The following is a 17714-nucleotide window of genomic DNA, read 5'->3' as shown; positions in this document are numbered from 1 at the left end:
CGGCGACCGCAGTCGATTCCGCGGGGCCGGGATCTGTCCACGGGCCCCGAGCCTGTCTCGGCCAGGGCCCGTGGATCAGCGCACTGTGGTGAGTCCTATGGTCGGGACGAAGAAGCAGGACTTGGTGCCGTGGTCCACGGTGCCGAAGACGGCGGCGAGTACGGTGCCGGATCCGGTGTCGACGGGAACCGCGCGCACACCGCCGACCGGGAATACGGCGAAGAAGTCTTGGATGGCGCGTTCGGCCAGTGGCCTTATCTCGGTCGGGGTTTCGGCGGGCACCATCGTGCGGACCACATCGGAGATCGATCCCATGGCGGTGATGCCGCTGCGGCCATTGGCCAGGTTGACCCAGGCGACGTTCATGCCTGAAGCATTCGTGCTGTCCGGGCCGAGGCCGTAGGGGACGAAGGTGAACATGACCTGGCCCGCCTTGACGGCGCTCGGGTCGAGTCCCGGAATGGCCACCGTGGTTTTGGGCCACGGCCCGGGGACTGCGCCCGCAACCGCGGGCACCAGACCGAGGCTGCCGGTGTCGGAGCAGAACGGCGCGAGCGCCGGGTACAGGAACGGGTCGATGTCGAAGGTGCGCAGCGCGTCCACGACGGCTCGGTAACCGGCGAACAGATCACCTGGTGCGGTCGGGGTGGACGGTGCGGTCGCGGCCGGAACGGCGGGGGCGGGCATCGCCGCCGGACCCGCGGCGGCGATGCCGGGGGCGGCGAGAGTCAGCGCGGCCGTACCGGTCGCGATGGTGGCTAGCGTGGTCAGACGGCGCAGCAGGGTCACGGCGGACCTCCTCATCGTCGGGCACGAATCGAGGTCCGAGAGTACTCCGGCAAACCTTCGCAACCGCGTTTATTTTGGCGGTCGACACGTTCGCGCCGCGCGTCCCGATGGACCGCCGCGGCGCTGCCCAGGCGGGCAATCCGGACGAAGAGCACGCGGAAAACTTGCTCCGAAATGCCGCGATCCAATGCGCGACCGGACCAATAGTGACTGCTCACGACCATGCAAGCAAGGTCTGCGCTCACGCTGATTCGTACCCTTGTGCCGGACTTCGCCTGCTTCGCATGATATTTCGGCTAGACCCATTGACCGACCCGTGCTCGGCGTCGGACACACCATCCAGAGCGACCGAGAGACCTGGCTCGTCGACGTCGCAGCAACCCCCCGGTCACCGGGTGCGGGTGCTTCCGCCGGGAACGATGGAGGAACCGAAATATGAGCGCATCCGTCGCATCCGATACTCCGGTATCGGATGTCCCGATACCGGCTGCACCCACCGCCACCGTAAGCAGTACCGACGCACCGGCGATCGCCAAATCCTGGCATCCGTGGCGCTGGGTCGTCAGCGCCGTCGCGCTCGTGCTGCTCGCACAGTTCGTCCACGGACTGGCCACCAATCCGGGCTGGGATTGGTCGACGTTCGCCAAGTACTTCACCGCGAAATCGGTGCTGTCGGCGCTGAAGGTCACCTTGGAGCTGACCCTGTGGGGTACGGCGCTAGGCTTTCTGATCGGTACGGCATTGGCGATCGCCCGCCTGTCGAACAATCCGGTGCTGCGGGTGATCTCGTGGGTCTACATCTGGGCGTTCCGCTCGATTCCGCTGATCGTGCAACTGCTGTTCTGGTTCAACATCGCCTACCTCTACCACACGCTTTCGCTCGGAATCCCGTTCGGCCCTTCCTTTCTCACCTTCGAGGTGAACGGGGTGATCAGCGGTTTCACCGCGGCGGTCATCGGCCTCGCGTTGCATCAGGCGGCGTATGCGGCCGAGATCATCCGGGCCGGATACATTTCGGTCGATCCGGGGCAGCTGGAAGCAGCTGCGGCACTCGGTATTCCACCGGTCCGCCAGTTCCGCACGGTCATCGTCCCGCAGGCCATGCGCTCGATTCTGCCGAATGCGACCAATGAGGTGATCAGCCTGTTCAAGGGCACCTCGATCGTCTCGGTCATGGCGATCGCGGAACTCTTCTACCAGGTCCAGGTGATCTACGGCCGCAACGGCCGGGTGGTGCCACTGCTCATGGTGGCCACCGTCTGGTACATCGTGCTGACCACGATTCTGTCGGTGGTGCAGTTCTATATCGAACGCCACTACGCCAAGGGCACGCACCGCACGCCCCCACCGACACCGGTGCAGAAGGTCTGGCGCGGGCTGCGCGAAATCGCCGAAATCGGTTCCGCCGCACCGCGCGGAGCGACTCGATGAGCGCGCCGGTGGCCCAGGCCCCTGCGGTACAGGTGCGCGGTGTGCGTAAGTCCTACGGCAGCACCGAGGTCCTTGCCGGCATCGATCTGACCGTGCGGGCCGGTGAAGTGGTCGCCGTGATCGGACCGTCCGGATCCGGCAAGTCGACGCTGCTGCGGGTGGTCAACCATCTGGAGTCGCTGGATGCGGGCACCGTGCACATCGACGGCGAACTGATCGGATATCGGCTGCGCCGCAATAAGTTGCATGCGCTGCCGGACCGCGAAGTGCGAAAACAGCGCTCGCATATCGGCTTCGTCTTCCAGCAGTTCAATCTCTTCCCGCATCTGACGGTGCTCGACAATGTCACGCTCGCACCGATTTCCGCGCAGGGTCGCCCGCGTGCGGAAATCGAGTCCGAGGCACGGGATTTGCTCGAGCGGGTCGGCATCGGCGACCTGACCGACGCCTATCCGCGGCGGCTGTCCGGCGGACAACAGCAGCGCGTGGCCATCGCGCGGGCATTGGCGCTGCGACCGCCGGTGATCCTCTTCGACGAACCCACCTCCGCGCTGGATCCGGAGCTCGTCGGCGAAGTCCTCGATGTGATCCGCGACCTCGCCGACGGCGGGACCGCGCTGGTGATCGTCACCCACGAAATCGGTTTCGCCCGTGAGGTCGCCGACACCGTCGTATTCCTCGACGGCGGCGTGATCGTCGAACAAGGTCCGCCCGCCGCAGTACTCGACAACCCGCAACACCCGCGCACCCGCGCATTTCTGTCCCGAGTCCGCTGAGCGCGGTGCGCGCTCCCCGATGAACAGGTATTCGATGAAGCTCTCTGCCCTGGTCGGCCTGGCCGCCACGGTCGCCTTGCTGGCCACCGGCTGCGGCACCGATCCGGACGCGGAAAACTCCGCGCAGCCCGCCGGTTCGATCACCTTCGACCTCTCCCCCGGCCAGTCCGGCCGGATCCACGCCCCCAAGGTCGATGCCATTGCCGCCGAACTGCCGCAGGCCATTCGCGATCGCGGCACACTGGTCGTCACCGGATCCGGCGGTGCCGCACCGCCATTGCGGTTCTACGCCACCGACGATAAGACCATCGTCGGGTCCGAGATCGATTTCGCCTCGCTCATCGCGGACATCCTCGGGTTGAAACTCGTTGCGCAGGTGGCCGATTGGTCACAGAACTTCGTGCGGGTCGACTCGGGCGAGGCCGATGTCTTCATCTCCAACGTCACCGTGACCGAGGAGCGCAAGGAGAAGTACGACTTCGCCACCTATCGCAATGACACGGTCGCGCTGGAGATCCCGAAGCAGAGCACGCTCGATTACAAAGACCGTAAGAGCCTGGCGGGCAAGCGGATCGGCGTCGGCAGCGGCACCAATCAGGAGCAGCTGCTGGTGAAGTGGAACGAGCAGAATATCGCCGAGGGCCTGGCCCCGATCGATATCGCCTACTTCCAGCAGGTCACCGACTATTACCTGGCACTGGCCTCGCAACGCCTTGACGGCTACATCGGCCCGAACCCGTCCGCGATCTACCACAGCACCACCGCGAATCAGACCCGGATCGTCGCGACCTTCTCGGGTGCCGGTGACGCATTGCAAGGCGAGATCGGCGTGCTCACCAAGAAGGACAACGGGCTGATCGGCCCGATCAACAAGGCCATCAACAATGCCATCCAGACCGGCACCTACCAGCAGGTCATCGATCGCTGGGGGTTGAAGACCGAGACCGTGCCGAGTTCGCGGATCAATCCGCCCGGCCTACCGAAGAAGTCGTGATCGCATGAAGTTCCTGCTGTTCACCCTCGTCTCCCGGGTGCCGGATCCGAATACCGGTCGGCTGCCCGAGACCAGGGAGCGACTGCTCGATGTCATCGGCCAGGCCCGAACCGCCGAGGAACTCGGCTACGACGGGTTCGCCGTCGGCGAGCGGCACGAGGATCCGTTCCTCTCGGCCGCACCGCCGGTGCTCCTGTCCCATATCGCCGCGGTCACCTCGCGGATCAGTCTGTTCACCGCCGTCACCACGTTGAGTCTGTTGGATCCGGTGCGCGCGTTCGAGGACTATTCGACGCTGGACAATCTCTCCGGCGGCCGCCTCGAACTCATCATCGGCAAGGGCAACGGTGCGGCCCAGGCGAAGCTGTACCACGTCACCACCGAGGACCAGTGGGATCGCAATCGCGAAGGCTACGAACTGTTCCGGGCGCTGTGGGACAGCGACACCGTGACCTGGTCGGGCCGATTCCGGCCGGAACTGGTCGAGGCCAAGGCGCTGCCGCGGCCCTGGCAGCCGCGCATTCGCATCTGGCACGGCAGCGCGACCAGCCGCGATTCGGTGGAACTCGCCGCACGCCACGGTGACCCGCTGTTCTCGGCGAATGTCACCAATCCGATCGAACCCTATGCCGAACTGGTGCGCCACTATCGGGAGCGCTGGGAGCACTACGGGCACGATCCGGCCGACGCACTGGTCGGCGCGGGCACCGCGGGATTTCATGTGGCGCGCACCTCACAGGAGGCCCTCGATGTGTACCGCCCGATCTTCGAGGCACGACTGGCATTGGCGCGCAAGCTCGGGCTGCCGATCGTCTTCGAGACGCTCGACGATTTCGTCGCGCGCAGTTCGGCGCTGGTCGGCAGCCCGGAGCAGGTGATCGACAAAGTGGGTCGCCAGCACGAGGCCTTCGGGCACGAAGTGATCCACCTGTCCGCCGAACGCGACGGCCGCACCGAATCGCAACATCGCAGCGGCCTCGAACTCTTCCAGGCCGAGGTCGCACCCGAACTGCGCCGACGCATCCCGAGCCGACCACTGGCCACCGCCCCCAATACCGCACGTCCCACCGACTACGACATCGATTCCCGCGGCGAACTCGTCCGCACCGAAACATCTGGAGTACCACAGTGATCCGTCCCCGCCACCGACTCGCGGCCGTGGCCGCCGCCGTCACCGCGGCCGCGAGTCTCGCGGCCTGCGGCAGTGATTCGGCCACCAGCGGCGCCGACGCGGGTCCGCCACAGCCGGGCGGCACACTGCGCTATGGCCTTTCGCAGGCGCCGACCTGCTCGGATCCGGCGCAGTCCGGCACCAACCAGACGCTGTACGTGACCCGCCAGATCGTGGATTCACTGACCGATCAGGATCCGAAGACCGGTGAGATCAAGCCGTGGCTGGCCAAGAGCTGGGAAATCTCCCCCGACGCCAAGGTGTTCACCTTCCATCTCGCAGACGGCGTCACCTTCAGCGACGGCACCCCGCTCACCGCGGATTCGGTGCGCAACACCTTCGATTCGGTGATCAAACTGGGCGCGGGCAAGACACCGCTCGGCTCCAGCTATCTCACCAATTACATCGGCACCACCGCGGTCGACAAGCTGACCGCGCGGGTCGAATTCAGCAAGCCCAATGCCCAGTTCCTGCAGGCGTCCTCGACCGCACAGCTCGGTATTCAGGGCGATACTACGACGGCCAAACCCGCCGATCAGCGCTGCCTCGGCGACAACGTCGGCAGCGGACCGTTCACCTATGCGGCCTGGCGCCAGGACGCCTCGGCGACCCTGGCCAAACGCGCCGGATACCGCTGGGGTTCGACGGTCTTCGCCCATCAGGGCGAGGCCTATCTGGACAAGATCGAGTTCACGGTCGTGCCCGAATCCGGTGTTCGCACCGGCAGTCTCATCTCCGGGCAGCTCGATGCCGTCAGCGATGCGCTGCCGCAGGACGCACCGCAGATCGAGGCCGCGAGCGGGCGGGTGCTGAGTACCGCGAATCCCGGTGTGCCGTTCGGCTTCCAGACCAATGTCACGCGCGGGCCGCTGCGCGATGCCGTGGTGCGCCAGGCGCTGCTGCCCGCGATCGACCGGAAACAGCTGGTGGACACCGTCCTCGGCCCGCAGTTCAAACCCGCAACCAGCACCTTGGCCAGCAGTACGCCCGGCTACCAGGACCTTTCGGCCCGGTTGAGCTACGACCCGGCCAAGGCGCGCAGCATCCTGGACCAGGCGGGCTGGACGCCAGGCGGTGATGGTATCCGCGCGAAGAATGGTGAGCGCCTGTCCTTCTCGGTGCTCTTCAGTCAGGTGTTCGCGGGTAATCAGGCCATCCTGGAGCTGGTGCAGCAGCAGCTGCGTCAGGTGGGCGTCGAGCTGAAGCTCGATCTGGTGTCGGGGCCGGAGAGCACGGCTCGGCAGAACGTCAAGGATTTCGACACCACCTACTACAACACCACCCGCGCCGACGGTGACATTCTGCGCACCTCCTTCAGTGTCGACGGACGCAATCTCAACGCCCGCGAACGCATCCCGGCATTGGACGATGTGCTCGACGGGCAGCTGAGCGCCTCGGATACCGCCGCACGCACCGCACTGATCCGCACCGCGCAACAGGCAGTACTCGATGCGGGGCTGTGGATTCCGACGGTCGAACTGTCGCAAGCCATCGGTGCGGCACAGAGCGTGCAGGATCTGAAGTTCGAGGCCTCCGCCCGGCTGCAGTTCTTCGATACCTGGTTGAGCGGGCGGTAGTCATGGCTCGGTATGTGGTTGTGCGGGTCCTGCAGGCGATATGGGTGCTGTCGGCGGCCTTCACCATCTCGTTCGTGGTGCTCTACCTGCTGCCCGCCGATCCGGTCTCCATCGCGGCCGACGGTGCGGGTGCGGGCACCCCGATCGACAAGGCCGCGATCGCCGAACTCCAGGCGCGCTACGGACTGGATCGTCCGCTCTGGGAACAGTATTGGACAGCATTGACCCACGCGCTGACCGGCGACCTCGGCCACTCCATCGCCACCGGCCAGCCGGTCACCAGCGCACTAGGCGACGCGCTGCCCAATACACTCGGATTGGCCGGTCTGGCACTGCTCTTCGCGGTACTCGGCGGGGTGGGCGTGGCCTTCGCGGCGACCTATGTCCGCCGCCCGTGGTTACGCGACGCACTTAGCTCACTGCCCTCGCTCGGGGTTTCGGTGCCCACATTCTGGACCGGACTGCTACTGCTGCAACTCTTCTCGTTCCATTGGCGGCTCGCTCCAGCCTTCGGCGGACACGGTTTCAAGGGCACGATACTGCCCGCGCTCACCCTCGCCATACCTATCGGCGCGGTGCTCGCCCAGGTGCTTGCCGCCGGGCTGGCCTCGACCTGGCGTCAGCCGTTCGTCGATGTGGCACTGGCCAAGGGTGGCTCACGCGGTTGGGTGCTGCGCAAGCATGTACTGCGCCCGGCCAGCGTGCCAACGTTCACCATCGCCGGTGTGCTGGTCGGCAATATGCTCGCCGGATCCGTGGTGGTGGAAACCGTTTTCGCCCGTCAGGGCGTGGGTCGGCTCACTCAGACCTCGGTACTGGCCCAGGACATTCCGGTGGTGCAGGGCATCGTGCTGCTCACCTCGACGGTCTTCGTCACCGTGAATCTGGCGGTGGATCTGCTGTATCCGCTGCTCGATCCGCGCATCGCCAGTCGATCCCGCCGTGCGACAACCGATTCCGAGATCGCCGCGAACGATATCGCGGAGGAGGTGGTCGTCCGTGCCTGAACTACTCGTTACCCACGCCGGCGCGGCGTCCGGCCCTCTCGTCAGTGGCTTCGCGTCGTGGCCTGACCATCGACAGCAGGTGACCGATCATGGTTGATGTCGCCGATGAGTCGCGGCGGATCGCGCTTCCCGGACTCCACCGACCCGCCCTGCGATGGAAGTCGTTGCGCGGCAATGTCGTGGTGATCCTGTCCGGCGCCGTCGCGGTGCTTGCGCTCGGCTGGGCGCTGTTCCCTTCGGTTTTCGCCGGCGGTGATCCGCTGACCGGTGTGCCCGCGCAGAAATTCCAGGGCCCGAGTGCCCGGCACTGGTTCGGCACCGACAATCTCGGGCGCGATCTGTACACCCGGATGGTGCACGGCGCGGGACTCTCGCTCACCGCCACCCTGTCCGCGGTCGCCATCGCCCTGATCGCCGGATCGATACTCGGGCTGCTGTCCGGATCGCTCGGCGGCTTCGTCGACACCGTCATCATGCGGTTCGTCGATGTGCTGCTGTCGATTCCATCGCTGCTGCTATCGCTCGCCCTGGTCACCGCGCTGGGGTTCGGCACCCGCAATGTGGCCGTCGCGGTGGGTGTTTCGCTGATCGCCAACTTCGCGCGGGTCATGCGCTCGGAGGTGCTCAGGGTGCGACAGGCGCCGTATGTGGAGGCGGCACACGCTTCCGGGGTCCGCTGGTACATGGTGCTGGCCCGACATGTCCTTCCGAACTCCTATCAGCCGGTCCTTGCGCTGGCCGCAGTCGAATTCGGTATGGCGGTGCTATCGGTCTCCGCGCTGAGCTTCCTCGGCTACGGCGCGAGACCCCCCACCCCCGAATGGGGCTCACTGATATCGGAGGGACGCAATTTCCTCGCCACGGCTTGGTGGATGACCACCCTGCCGGGCCTGGTGATCATCGTCGTCGTCCTCTCGGCCCAACGCCTCGGCCGCGCCGTAGGAAGGAGTCACAGCGCATGAGTGAGTGCATTACGTCCGCCGATCCGACGGACGGTACGCCACATATCCGCGACGTCACAAATGGACCGGATGGGTCGGCAGCAGCACTGTTGCGCATCGACGGCCTGCACGTGCGCTACGCCTCCGACAGCGGCGATGTCGCCGCACTCAGCGGCGTATCCCTCACCGTCGCTCGCGGCGAGGTCGTCGCGCTGGTCGGCGAATCCGGTTCCGGCAAGTCGACTCTCGCCCAATCGGTGATCGGCTTGCTCGGCCCCAATGCCGAGATCACCGGTGGGACCGTCACCTTCGACGCAGAGACGGTGGATACCGGATCCGAGCGGGCACTGCGGCGGATTCGCGGTGCCCGGATCGGATTCGTGCCGCAGGATCCGGGACTGTCGCTGAATCCGGTACGGCGCGTGGGTGATCAGGTCGCCGAGGCGCTGCTCGTGCACGGACTCGCCGATCGCCGCGATGCGACCGCACGGGCGATCGAATTGCTCGCCGATGCCGGACTGGATCTGCCGGAGCTGCGGGCGGCGCAGTATCCGCACGAACTGTCCGGCGGCCAGCGGCAGCGGGTGCTGATCGCGGCGGCGCTCATCGCCGGACCGGAACTGGTGATCGCCGATGAGCCGACCAGTGCGCTCGACGCCACGGTCGCGCGGCGGGTGCTCGACAAACTCGCCGCGCAGACGGCGGCACGCGGTACGGCGGTGCTGCTGATCACCCACGATCTGGCGATCGCCGCCGAGCGGGCCGATCGGATCGTGGTGCTGAGCGGCGGGGAAATCGTCGAAACCGGGCCGACCGCAACGGTGCTCGCCGAACCGCGTCATCCGTACACGAAGCGACTGCTCGCCGCCTCGCCGAGTCTGGCCCCGTTCGATGGGTTCCGCCCGCCGCGGCTGAGCGCCGGTCCACCACTGCTCACGGTACGGGATGTGCACAAGCGCTTCCGGGCACCGGCCGGTGGTTCGGTCACCGCGGTGGCGGGTGTCGGATTCGAACTCGATCGCGGCGAAACCCTGTCACTGGTCGGCGAATCCGGCTCCGGCAAGTCCACCACCGCGCGAATCGCATTGCGGCTCACCGAACCCGATAGCGGCGCGATCACGTTCGACGGGCACGACCTGACCGCGGTGAAAGGTGGACGGCTGCGCGACCTGCGCCAGCGCTTCCAGGTCGTCTACCAAAATCCCTACGGCTCACTGGATCCGCGCTGGCGGGTCGGGTCGATCATCGAGGAACCGCTGCGGGCCTATGCCGTCGGCGATCGCAAGGCCAGGCAGGAGCGGGTACGGGAACTGCTCGGCCAGGTCGCGCTGCCGGAGAACTTCGCCCAACGCCGTCCAGCGGAACTGTCCGGTGGACAACGCCAACGCGTCGCCATCGCCCGCGCCCTCGCCCTGCATCCGGACCTGCTCGTTCTCGACGAACCGGTCTCGGCACTGGACGCTTCCGTCCAGGCCCAGATCCTGGAGCTGCTGGACCGCCTGCAAACCGAACTCGGACTGAGCTACCTGTTCATCTCGCACGACCTAGCCGTGGTCCGCCGCATCAGCGACCGCGTCGCGGTCATGCGCGATGGTCGCATTGTCGAATCCGGCTCCACCGCCGAGATTTTCGACAACCCACAGCACGAGTACACCCGCGAATTGCTGTCGGCCATTCCCGCACCGCACCTCACCGCGCCGGGGGCGGCCTGATGACCGGCACCCGACTAAGCCATCCCCATCGCAACCGCACACTCGAAGGAGTCAGAGCGTCATGACGACCAGCATCACCAGTCTTTTCGAAACCGAGTGGGCGCATTGGCATCACGCCAGGCAAGAGCAGTTGCGCGATCCGCTCGGCTTCCTCAGCCTGACCGGATTGCATTGGCTCACCGATCAACCCGAGCGCATCGCCGGACTCCCTGGCACCTGGTGGGTCACCGACGACAAGGTGTTCATCACCGCCCAGCCCGCCGATCGCTTGCGGTTCGAGGGCAGCGACATCGCGGGCGTACAGATCGTCACACCGGCCGAAGGCGCTCCGGGACTCGAGGTGCTGCACGAGAATCGGGTACTCGAGGTGATTCGCCGCAGCGGCCGCTACGCCGTGCGCGTGCACGACCCCGCCGCACCCACATTGCTGAGCTTCGAGGGCATCCCGACCTATGCCCCGGACCAGCACTGGGTGGTCGAGGGTCGCTTCGAACCGTTCGACGAGCCGCGCACGATCACCACCGGCGCCGTCGTCGACGGACTCGAACACCACCACACCGCCTCGGGCACCATCGAATTCAGCATCGGCGAGGTCACCGAGCGCGTCATCGCCTTCGGCGCGCCGACCAACCTGCGGGTGCTGTTCACCGACGCCACCAGCGGTGTCACCACCTACCCGGCGGCCCGCTCGCTGGCCGTCGAGGCACCCGACGCCCATGGGACCGTGCGTCTCGATTTCAATCGGGCGGCCAATCTGCCCTGCGCCTTCACCGATTTCGCCACCTGCCCGCTGGCACCCGCGCAAAACCGGCTGCGGGTCGCCATCGAAGCGGGCGAGCAGCATCCGCGCCTAGGACGGTCCGCATGACGATCCCGCTCTCCATTCTCGATCTGGCCCCGATCAGCGCCGGATCCACCGCACAGCAGGCCCTGCGCAACACCATCGATCTGGCCCAGCACGCCGAGCAGTGGGGTTACCGCCGCTACTGGCTTGCCGAACATCATTTCGTTTCGGTGGCGAGTTCCTCCTCCATCACACTGATCGGCCTGGTCGCGGCGGCCACCACCCGGATTCGCGTCGGCTCGGCGGCGGTTCAGGTCGGCCACCACACCTCGGCATCGATCGTCGAGGCGTTCGGCACCATCGACGCTCTCTACCCGGGACGGCTCGACCTGGGCCTTGGCCGATCAGGCCATCGCCGCACCCAGTTCGGTGCGCAGCCCGCGCATCCCAAGGGCGGTCACCCGGTCGTCGATACCGTGACCGGGCGCACCGAGGTCCGCGACGGTGTGGTGGTTCCGCCGCCGTTCGATCCCGGACGGATCACCGACCGGTCCATGTTCATCGCCTCGCTCAGCGCACTGCAACAGCAGGGCGCGCAGGCACCGGACTTCCCGGACCAGGTCGACGAGGTGCGCGCCCTGCTCAACGGCACCTACAAGAGCGCCGAAGGCATTGCGCTGCACGCGGTTCCAGGTGAGGGCGCACAGGTCGAGCTGTGGTTGTTCGGCAGTACGGCCAGCGAAAGCGCCGAATTGGCAGGCAAACTCGGTCTGCCCTTCGCCGCCGCCTATCACGTCTCACCCGGCACCGCCCTGGATGCGGTCGCGGCCTATCGAGCGGCCTTCCGTCCCTCGGCCGACCTCGCCGAGCCGTATGTGGTGATCTCCGCGGACGTGGTCGTCGCCCCCGACGACGCGCGCGCCCAACATCTGGCCGCCACCTACGGTCACTGGGTGCACAGCATCCGCAGCGGTGCCGGCGCCGCGGACTACCTCGATCCGGATACCGCCACCCCGCTGACACCGGAGCAGCGTCGACTGGTCGACGACCGCCTCGCCACCCAATTCGTCGGCAGCCCACGCACCGTCGTCGAACGTCTGCAGGCCCTGCAGCGGGTCACCGGCGCGAACGAACTCCTCGTCACCAGCATCACGCACCGCCACGAGGACCGCCTCGAATCCCACCGCCTCCTCGCCGATACCTGGGGCCTACGAGCGGCCCGCGCCGCCTGAACCAACGCCGAGGGGAGTCGAATGGTCGCTCCTGACTGCTGCTAGAGCCGCCATTCGACTACCTCGGTGATTTCTTCTCGACTGCTGAGGAAGCACGCGGCATGGAGATGCCTGCGCAACAACTGGTTCCGCAAGAGCATGGGCAACTCCATGTACGCACATCGAACTTGCTTGCGATTGGCATCGTTGTCAAGAGCGGACGGGGTTGGAGGTAGTTGGTGGATCTCTGCTAGGCCAATCCTGGACCGGGTGGCACTTGGTCGGGATCGAATCCCATCCCGATGTCGATACCGTATCGCCAGGACCACTGGACGTCAGTGAGTAACTCGGCGCCCTGCCGTACGGCGGCCTCGAAGTCCAGCGGTACCGGTTGGTCGTGTCGGGCCGCGACCTCGGCGACATCGACTGCGAAGAACGCCCCGGGAGCACTTGGGCTGCAACATAGTTCATCAATCCGAGCTGGCATGCGGTCGTGAACACCGGTCGTAAATCTGGTGCCGGACGGCCTACTCGACGGCGTGGGGCGGGTTGTCGCGCGAGGGTTTCGGCCGATACCGTCGCTCACCCGGCTGCTCGCGGCACCGGTGTATCCGTTGGGCTCGACGCCCATCAGCCGCTCGCCCGGCCGGCAACCGCCGTGACCTATTCGTGACATTGGGGTGGGCAGCCTGGCCGTAGACGGGTAGCGTCCTGACCTGCGACAGCCCCCCGGCGGCAAAGGCGCCGCCGGGGGCTGTTGTCCAGTCCAGCGGGCTCCTCTCCTCCGCTGTTTCCGCAAGTGACCGGGCATGCGCAAAGCGTGGCGCGACATGGCAGCGCAGACTTCTGACTTCGGTTTTGATCGTCTACCGGGTGGAGCGTACGCATTCCTGCCACGATCGAATGCCATGCACTTCGAGATCACCGTCGATATCGACGCGAGCCCCGAAACGGTTTGGCGAATCCTCACGGACATCGAAACCTGGCCGGAATGGACTGAATCCATGCGCAGTGTGCGACGGCTGGACAGCGGCAAGTTCACCACAGGCAGCCGAGCCGAGGTCCGCCAGCCTCGGCTACTCGCGACTATCTGGACAGTCACCGAACTGATCCCAGGCAGAAGTTTCACCTGGCGTGCGACAAGTCCGGGTGTCACCACTACCGCCAGCCATGAGGTGATCGACCGGACCGGTTTGGTGACCGTCCGCCTCGTCATCGACCAGGCAGGATCGCTCGCGTGGCTTTTCGGGCGGGCGACTGCGCGCCTTACCCGGCGCTACCTCGAGTTGGAATCCCACGGTTTGAAGCAGCGCGCCGAATCGGGACGAGAGGAACATCCTCTAGACGCGCGACCCAACGATCTATGAGGGGGACAGACCAAGTAAGCCCGAAAGCGGCAGGCCGCGGGTCAGCGACCCGTGTGCCATGACGGGTCGTGGTGGTGAGTGCTGACTGGCCGCGCGGACGGGGCTGGTTCGGGTGTCGCAGGCCGGGGCGGCCGGATCCGACCATGTCGCGGACAATCGCCGGGCTGGGCGCCGAGTCGACGCGGTGGATCGCATTGTCGAGCGCTCGGACTTCCGGCGTGATCGTCGGGGCGTTGACCATCTGGGCGAACTGCTGGAGGTTCACGCGACCGCTTCCCCGGGCCAAGCCGTGGCCGAGGCGGCCGCTGTATTCGGCGTGCGTTTCGGCTTCGTCACGGGTGGTGAACTCGTGGACCGGTGGGACGCCGTTCTGATCAATCGCGGTCCACGGTCCGTTATCGTCGAGTACGGGCGATACAACTCGAAGAGGAGCGCATGTCAGAAACCGAGGATCGGGTTGCGATCGCGGACCTCATCGCGGCATGGATCCACCGAGACAATCACGATTCCGACAAGCTGGCCGCAACCTTCCACGACGACGCCACGATCTCGGTCTCCTGGTTCACCGGCACCGTGAATGACTTCCTCAGCGCGAACCCGCTGGGCACGGCCAACAGCATGCTCAGCAAACACTTCGTCGGCTATCCCTACATGACAGTCGGGAAAGATCGGGCTCTGGCGGAGACCAATGTGATGATCCCGTGCGACAGTGTTCAGGTCGGCTTCGGATGTACGGTGCACGCACGGTTCTTCGACAGGATCTCGCGTCGCGACGGTGTATGGCGCATCGAACAGCGCAACGCGATCTACGATGTCGCCGACATCACCTTCCCCGATGGCCCGGTCGAGATCGACCGCGACGCACTAGCTCGTTATCCCAGGGAGTACGCCGCGTTCGCCTACTTTATGGACAAGTTAGGCGTGACCTTCACCGAGATACTCCCGACCCGTGGCAGTGAAAAGGAAGCCGCCATCAAAGAATCCGGACAGCAGTGGCTGAACGGAAACTGATCTCCTCACTTGGGCTCCAGCGGGCGACACCCCGAGGAACGCACGGCACCCGGTGGGAGGCAAACCAATTAGAGAGCCACACCAAAATCGACGGTGGGCAGCCGCGAGAGAGCACCCCACCGAGCACCTGAGCCAGATCCTGGCCGGGATCTGATCCTGACACCAGTCTCCAATTAGCCGCATATCGGTCGTTCGGGAACGAAGCGTTCGCCCATCGACAGCACAACAACCTGTTCCACTTCTGTTCCGAAGTCGGTGGTCCCACGACTGGCAACGCGGTGGTCCCACAACAGGGGTGGCAAACGACAGAACGCGCCGCACCCATCCTCCGTCTTCCCCCTGCACCCCGCCCCCTACGCTGGGCCCGGCCCGACCGGGCGATACCAACACACCGCATCATTCAGCACCGCCCGACACACACGTCGGCCGGATTCTTGACGACTGGATGGCAATTGGCCACAGAACGCACGGCACTGTCGGCCCAATGACCAGCGGCGATGCGTTCAGAGAGCACACTGGTAACTCGTCGGGTACGCCCAACACCCGACCCCTACCTAGCTGTCAGCCCGTGATGCCACAGGTGCGGCTCCCGCGACCGGCACAAGGCTCGGGAAACTGGGCGCGGCGGTTACGCCGTAGCCGAGGTTGGTCAGGACCTCACCGGTGGCCTTGGCGAAGTTCAGCGTGATGAAGTGCAGGCAGGGTGCGCCCTCTTCGATGAGGCGCTGGCCCATTTCGGTGGCGATTTCGATGCCGACCTCGCGGACCGCGGCATTGTTCTCCTCCGGCCCGTCACCGGCGGCCTCGCGCAGGCGCTCCATGACCGCGGGCGGCAGGGGACGTCCGCACAGTTCCTCGGCGCGCGTCACCGTGCGCAGCGAGGTGATGGGCATCAGCTCCGGAATGATCGGCTTCGCGCCCTCGATCGGGTCGAAGGCCGCGATGCGATCGCGCAGCCGCAGATAGTGCTCGACGTCGAAGAACATCTGGGTGATCGAATACTCCGCTCCCGCACGCAGTTTCGCGGCCAGGTACGCGGTGTCGTGCTCCAGATCCGGGGAGCGGTGGTGGCCCTGCGGGAACGAGGCGACGCCGACATGGAAGTCACCGAGGTCGCGCACGATGCGCACCAGTTCCTCGGCGTAGGCCACACCCTCGGGATGTTTGCGCCATTCGCCGAGCGGATCGCCGGGCGGGTCGCCGCGCAGCACGAGAATATTGCGGATGCCCGAATCGGCGTACGCGCCGACCAGTGAGCGCAGTTCGGCGACGCTGTGCTCGACGGCGGTCAGGTGCGCGACCGGCAGCAGCGTGGTCTCCTCGGCCAGCGCGCCGGTGATCCGCACGGTGCGGTCACGAGTGGTGCCGCCGGCGCCGTAGGTCATCGAGACGAAGGCCGGATGCATGCGCTCGAAGGTGCGCGCCGCGCGCCACAGCCGCGCCTCGCCCGCGGCGTCACGCGGCGGATTGAACTCCACCGAGAAGGGCACCGAACCCTCGGAATGGGTCCGCAGACTCTGTACAACCGAGGGTGTTCCAGAGACGATCGGTGGCGTCGGGGACGGCCGGCCAGGGGTCGAACGTCCCCGCACGTTATCGAAAGTCACCGGTCCAGTGTAGTGGTGGGCCGTCACCGGGCCGTCAGGTCGTCGCAACCGTACGCGTATTCTGCGAGCAAGCGACATGCTCGCAATCGCCGGGAACGACACGCGCGACGGTCACCGTCCGGCACCGAAGTACCTATAGCGCCCACGATCCACCGCGCACCAGCACCCGCACGACCTTGGAGGCTCCCCTGTCCGCCGGAACCGGTATCCAGACGCCTCACCCCACCCCGCCCGCGAACCACACGCCGGGCACCCCCGGATTCGTCGCGGCAGTCGAGGACGCGCTCAAAGCGTTTTTCCTGACCCGACGCCCGATCGTCGAACCGCTCGGTCCGGTTTTCGTCCAGGCCGCGGACGCGCTCGAACTGTTCGTGCTGCGCGGCGGTAAGCGCACCCGTCCGGCCTTCGCTTGGACCGGCTGGCTCGGCGCGGGCGGCGATCCCACCGGCCCGCACGCCGCCGCGGTCCTGAACGCCTGTGCCGCACTGGAATTGGTGCAGGCCTGCGCGCTGGTGCACGACGACATCATCGACTCCTCGCGCACCCGCCGCCGCTTCCCCACCGTGCACGTCGACTTCGAACAGCGCCACCGCGACCACGGCTGGGCCGGTGATGCCGAACACTTCGGCACCTCGGTCGCCATCCTGGTCGGCGATCTGGCGCTGGCCTGGGCCGATGACATGGTGCACGCCGCCGGACTCGACGCCGCAGCCCTCGGCCGCTTCGCACCGGTCTGGGCGCTGATGCGCACCGAGGTGCTCGGCGGGCAACTGCTCGATATTCACGGCGAATCGGCGGGTGACGAATCCGTCGCGGCGGCGCTGCGCATCAACCGCTACAAGACCGCGGCCTACACGGTGGAGCGCCCGCTGCACCTGGGTGCGGCACTCGCCGACGCCGATCCGCACCTGATCGAGGCCTACCGGACCTTCGGCACCGATATCGGCATCGCCTTCCAGCTGCGCGACGATCTGCTCGGCGTCTTCGGTGACCCGGCGGTCACCGGAAAGCCCTCCGGCGACGACCTGCGCGAGGGCAAGCGCACCGTCCTGGTCGCCGAGGCGCTGCAGCGCGCCGACGCCACCGACCCGGCCGCCGCCGACCTGCTGCGCACCAGCATCGGCACCGATCTGACCACGGACCAGGTCGAACGGTTGCGTGCGGTGATCACCGAACTCGGCGCGGTCGACGAGGTGGAGCGCCGCATCACCGAACTCACCGAACAGGGCCTGGCCGCGCTGGCCTCGAGTACCGCCACGCCCGATGCCAAGGAGCGGTTGCGCGCCATGGCCCTGGCCGCGACGAGTCGCACGCACTAGCCGCGACCGCGCGAGGA

Annotated in this window: 15 protein-coding genes and 1 riboswitch; of the genes, 13 read left to right on the top strand and 2 right to left on the bottom strand. The window is 66.5% G+C overall.

The features are described from left to right. Positions 1-75 precede the first annotated feature (75 nt). Positions 76-789, bottom strand: coding sequence for a hypothetical protein (locus ACFYOW_RS37940; RefSeq protein WP_387294915.1), 714 nt, complete (start codon positions 787-789; stop codon positions 76-78). Positions 790-1121: 332 nt separating this feature from the next. Continuing rightward, positions 1122-1215: riboswitch (SAM riboswitch) on the top strand. A 9-nt stretch (positions 1216-1224) separates the two neighbouring features. Here ACFYOW_RS37940 and ACFYOW_RS37935 point away from each other — a divergent pair. The 12 genes from ACFYOW_RS37935 (at position 1225) to ACFYOW_RS37880 (ending at position 14771) form a co-directional block, all read left to right on the top strand. Beyond that, positions 1225-2220 carry an amino acid ABC transporter permease gene (locus tag ACFYOW_RS37935; protein WP_387294913.1) on the top strand — a complete coding sequence of 332 codons (996 nt, stop codon included), beginning with the start codon at positions 1225-1227 and terminating at the stop codon, positions 2218-2220. Beyond that, the gene (locus ACFYOW_RS37930; RefSeq protein ID WP_387294910.1) at positions 2217-2996 is read left to right on the top strand and encodes an amino acid ABC transporter ATP-binding protein; all 780 of its coding nucleotides are present in this window, start codon (positions 2217-2219) and stop codon (positions 2994-2996) included. The genes ACFYOW_RS37935 and ACFYOW_RS37930 overlap by 4 nt, the downstream gene beginning before the upstream one ends. Positions 2997-3015: 19 nt before the next feature. After that, complete coding sequence (locus ACFYOW_RS37925) at positions 3016-3990, top strand: ABC transporter substrate-binding protein (RefSeq protein ID WP_387294908.1); 975 nt, start codon at positions 3016-3018, stop codon at positions 3988-3990. A gap of 4 nt (positions 3991-3994) precedes the next feature. After that, positions 3995-5122 carry an LLM class flavin-dependent oxidoreductase gene (locus ACFYOW_RS37920; RefSeq protein ID WP_387294907.1) on the top strand — a complete coding sequence of 376 codons (1128 nt, stop codon included), beginning with the start codon at positions 3995-3997 and terminating at the stop codon, positions 5120-5122. Next, positions 5119-6738, top strand: a complete 1620-nt coding sequence (locus ACFYOW_RS37915; protein ID WP_387294905.1) for an ABC transporter substrate-binding protein — start codon at positions 5119-5121, stop codon at positions 6736-6738. Before ACFYOW_RS37920 ends, ACFYOW_RS37915 begins: the two co-directional genes overlap by 4 nt. 2 nt (positions 6739-6740) lie before the next feature. Next, positions 6741-7745 (top strand): ABC transporter permease, encoded by a 1005-nt coding sequence (locus tag ACFYOW_RS37910; protein ID WP_387294903.1) that lies wholly within the window; start codon positions 6741-6743, stop codon positions 7743-7745. Positions 7746-7834: 89 nt separating this feature from the next. Then, positions 7835-8707: an ABC transporter permease gene (locus ACFYOW_RS37905; protein ID WP_387294901.1), complete on the top strand. Its 873-nt coding sequence runs from the start codon at positions 7835-7837 to the stop codon at positions 8705-8707. Continuing rightward, positions 8704-10398 carry a dipeptide ABC transporter ATP-binding protein gene (locus ACFYOW_RS37900; RefSeq protein ID WP_387294899.1) on the top strand — a complete coding sequence of 565 codons (1695 nt, stop codon included), beginning with the start codon at positions 8704-8706 and terminating at the stop codon, positions 10396-10398. The genes ACFYOW_RS37905 and ACFYOW_RS37900 overlap by 4 nt, the downstream gene beginning before the upstream one ends. Before the next feature lie 61 nt (positions 10399-10459). Next, on the top strand, positions 10460-11266 hold the full coding sequence (locus ACFYOW_RS37895; protein ID WP_387294897.1) for a DUF1684 domain-containing protein: 807 nt from the start codon (positions 10460-10462) through the stop codon (positions 11264-11266). Next, positions 11263-12414 carry an LLM class flavin-dependent oxidoreductase gene (locus tag ACFYOW_RS37890; protein ID WP_387294895.1) on the top strand — a complete coding sequence of 384 codons (1152 nt, stop codon included), beginning with the start codon at positions 11263-11265 and terminating at the stop codon, positions 12412-12414. The genes ACFYOW_RS37895 and ACFYOW_RS37890 overlap by 4 nt, the downstream gene beginning before the upstream one ends. 887 nt (positions 12415-13301) lie before the next feature. After that, on the top strand, positions 13302-13760 hold the full coding sequence (locus ACFYOW_RS37885; RefSeq protein ID WP_387294893.1) for an SRPBCC family protein: 459 nt from the start codon (positions 13302-13304) through the stop codon (positions 13758-13760). A 435-nt stretch (positions 13761-14195) separates the two neighbouring features. After that, positions 14196-14771 (top strand): nuclear transport factor 2 family protein, encoded by a 576-nt coding sequence (locus ACFYOW_RS37880; RefSeq protein ID WP_387294891.1) that lies wholly within the window; start codon positions 14196-14198, stop codon positions 14769-14771. A 554-nt stretch (positions 14772-15325) separates the two neighbouring features. Here ACFYOW_RS37880 and ACFYOW_RS37875 read toward each other — a convergent pair. Further along, positions 15326-16378 (bottom strand): methylenetetrahydrofolate reductase, encoded by a 1053-nt coding sequence (locus ACFYOW_RS37875; RefSeq protein WP_387294889.1) that lies wholly within the window; start codon positions 16376-16378, stop codon positions 15326-15328. A 176-nt stretch (positions 16379-16554) separates the two neighbouring features. On the opposite strand from ACFYOW_RS37875, the gene ACFYOW_RS37870 reads away from it, so the two are divergent. Further along, the gene (locus ACFYOW_RS37870) at positions 16555-17697 is read left to right on the top strand and encodes a polyprenyl synthetase family protein (protein WP_387294887.1); all 1143 of its coding nucleotides are present in this window, start codon (positions 16555-16557) and stop codon (positions 17695-17697) included. Positions 17698-17714 lie beyond the last annotated feature (17 nt).

This window comes from Nocardia sp. NPDC006982 (genome assembly GCF_042869435.1).
Lineage (GTDB): Bacteria > Actinomycetota > Actinomycetes > Mycobacteriales > Mycobacteriaceae > Nocardia.
The sequence above is the reverse complement of the archived record's forward strand: the minus strand, read 5'-3'. Positions and strand labels throughout refer to the sequence as shown.

Bases quoted from the DNA above. Each gene is read 5' to 3' on its own strand.
- ACFYOW_RS37905 (WP_387294901.1), top strand. From the start codon at position 7,835: ATGGTTGATGTCGCCGATGAGTCGCGGCGGATCGCGCTTCCCGGACTC.
- ACFYOW_RS37925 (WP_387294908.1), top strand. From the start codon at position 3,016: ATGAACAGGTATTCGATGAAGCTCTCTGCCCTGGTCGGCCTGGCCGCC.
- ACFYOW_RS37910 (WP_387294903.1), top strand. From the start codon at position 6,741: ATGGCTCGGTATGTGGTTGTGCGGGTCCTGCAGGCGATATGGGTGCTG.
- ACFYOW_RS37895 (WP_387294897.1), top strand. From the start codon at position 10,460: ATGACGACCAGCATCACCAGTCTTTTCGAAACCGAGTGGGCGCATTGG.
- ACFYOW_RS37885 (WP_387294893.1), top strand. From the start codon at position 13,302: ATGCACTTCGAGATCACCGTCGATATCGACGCGAGCCCCGAAACGGTT.
- ACFYOW_RS37880 (WP_387294891.1), top strand. From the start codon at position 14,196: ATGTCAGAAACCGAGGATCGGGTTGCGATCGCGGACCTCATCGCGGCA.
- ACFYOW_RS37935 (WP_387294913.1), top strand. From the start codon at position 1,225: ATGAGCGCATCCGTCGCATCCGATACTCCGGTATCGGATGTCCCGATA.
- ACFYOW_RS37900 (WP_387294899.1), top strand. From the start codon at position 8,704: ATGAGTGAGTGCATTACGTCCGCCGATCCGACGGACGGTACGCCACAT.
- ACFYOW_RS37890 (WP_387294895.1), top strand. From the start codon at position 11,263: ATGACGATCCCGCTCTCCATTCTCGATCTGGCCCCGATCAGCGCCGGA.
- ACFYOW_RS37920 (WP_387294907.1), top strand. From the start codon at position 3,995: ATGAAGTTCCTGCTGTTCACCCTCGTCTCCCGGGTGCCGGATCCGAAT.
- ACFYOW_RS37930 (WP_387294910.1), top strand. From the start codon at position 2,217: ATGAGCGCGCCGGTGGCCCAGGCCCCTGCGGTACAGGTGCGCGGTGTG.